The following is a 1,930-nucleotide window of genomic DNA, read 5'->3' on the forward strand; positions in this document are numbered from 1 at the left end:
GCATCACGATTAGCTGAATTTTATAACCCAGATACGGGCGCCAGAAATGGCGCCTTTTTTATTGCAGAAAAGCGAGAGGTAATTATGCGTAAATTATATGCTGTTATTCTGTCCGCAGTAGTCTGGCTGGTTGCCGCTGGTACGCCAGCGAGCGCAGCAGAGCATCAGTCCACACTAAGCGCCGGGTATCTTCAGTCCCATACTGATATGCCCGGCAACGATGACCTGAAGGGCATTAACGTGAAATACCGTTATGAATTTACGGACACGCTGGGGCTGGTGACGTCATTCAGTTATGCCAATGCCAAAGATGAGCAAAAAACGCATTACAGCGATACCCGCTGGCATGAAGATTCAGTGCGTAACCGCTGGTTCAGCATGATGGCGGGGCCGTCTGTACGCGTGAATGAATGGTTCAGCGCGTATGCGATGGCTGGCGTGGCTTACAGCCGTGTGTCGACCTTCTCCGGGGATTATCTCCGCGTAACTGACAACAAGGGGAAAACGTACGATGTGCTGAACGGAAGTGATGACGGTCGCCACAGCAACACGTCTCTGGCGTGGGGGGCTGGCGTGCAGTTTAACCCGACCGAATCCGTGGCCATTGACCTTGCTTATGAAGGCTCCGGCAGTGGTGACTGGCACACTGACGGTTTCATCGTGGGTGTCGGTTATAAATTCTGATTAGCCAGGTAACACAGTGTTATGACAGCCCGCCGGTTCAGGCGGGCTTTTTTGTGGAGTGGATATGGCAGCAGTAAAAATCTCAGGTGTGCTGAAAGATGGTGCGGGAAAACCAATACAGAACTGCACTATTCAACTGAAGGCAAAGCGTAACAGCACCACGGTACTGGTGAACACGGTGGCCTCTGAAAATCCGGATGAAGCCGGGCGTTACAGCATGGATGTTGAGTATGGTCAGTACAGCGTCACCCTGCTGGTTGAAGGTTTTCCGCCTTCACATGCCGGGACCATTACCGTCTATGAAGGTTCCAGACCAGGTACGCTGAATGATTTTCTCGGTGCCATGACGGAAGATGATGTCATGCCGGAGGCATTGCGTCGTTTTGAGGCAATGGTGGAAGAAGCGGCACGCAACGCCGAAGCCGCCTCTCAGAGCGCAGCGGCGGCAAAGACATCCGAAACTGCAGCGGCATCATCGAAGAACGCGGCGAAAACCTCAGAAACGAATGCAGCTAACAGCGCACAGGCGGCAGCGGCCTCACAGACTGCATCGGCAAACTCCGCGACTGCAGCCAAAAAATCAGAAAACAACTCAAAAGCGAGTGAGACAGCTTCAAAGACCAGCGAAACTAATGCGAAAAATAGCGAGGTGGCTGCAGAATCGAGTCAGAGTGCCGCAGCAAACTCCGCTACCGCAGCAAAAAACAGTCAGGATGCAGCAGCCCAAAGCGAGAGAGCGGCAGCCAGTTCTGCAAGTGCGGCGGCTACTTCTGCCACGGCATCAGCCAACAGTCAAAGAGCTGCAAAAACCAGTGAAACCAACGCAAAGACAAGCGAGACTGCAGCGAAGACCAGCGAAACGAATGCCAAAGCCAGCGAAACTGCGGCGAAAAACAGTCAGGATGCAGCGGCCCAAAGCGAGAGTGCCGCAGCTGGTTCTGCAAGCGCGGCGGCTGCTTCTGCCACGGCATCAGCCAACAGTCAAAGAGCTGCAAAAACCAGTGAAGACAACGCAAAGGCGAGCGAGACTACAGCGGCGAACTCGGCGCAAGCATCGGCAGCAAGCCAGACAGCAGCTAAAGCAAGTGAAGACGCAGCCAGAGAGTATGCAAGCCAGGCAGCGGAGCCGTATAAACAAGTTTTGCAGCCGTTGCCTGATGTGTGGATACCGTTTAACGATTCACTGGAAATGATTACTGGTTTCGCTCCTGGTTATAAAAAAGTAACTATCGGTGATGATGTTATT

The 1,930-nt window shown here is 53.1% G+C and carries 2 protein-coding genes; both read left to right on the forward strand.

Going from position 1 to position 1,930, the window contains the following annotated elements; translation table 11 throughout:
- The first annotated feature begins 84 nt into the window (after positions 1-84).
- On the forward strand, positions 85-684 hold the full coding sequence (locus tag A7098_RS23425) for an Ail/Lom family outer membrane beta-barrel protein (protein ID WP_105281502.1): 600 nt from the start codon (positions 85-87) through the stop codon (positions 682-684).
- Between the two features lie 64 nt (positions 685-748).
- A partial coding sequence (locus tag A7098_RS23430) for a prophage tail fiber N-terminal domain-containing protein (protein ID WP_198599200.1) occupies positions 749-1,930 on the forward strand: 1,182 nt, incomplete at its 3' end.

Source organism: Escherichia sp. MOD1-EC7011 (assembly GCF_002965005.1).
GTDB classification, from domain to species: Bacteria; Pseudomonadota; Gammaproteobacteria; order Enterobacterales; family Enterobacteriaceae; genus Escherichia; species Escherichia ruysiae.

Coding starts and splice junctions, on each gene's coding strand:
- A7098_RS23425 (WP_105281502.1), top strand. CDS start 85: ATGCGTAAATTATATGCTGTTATTCTGTCCGCAGTAGTCTGGCTGGTT.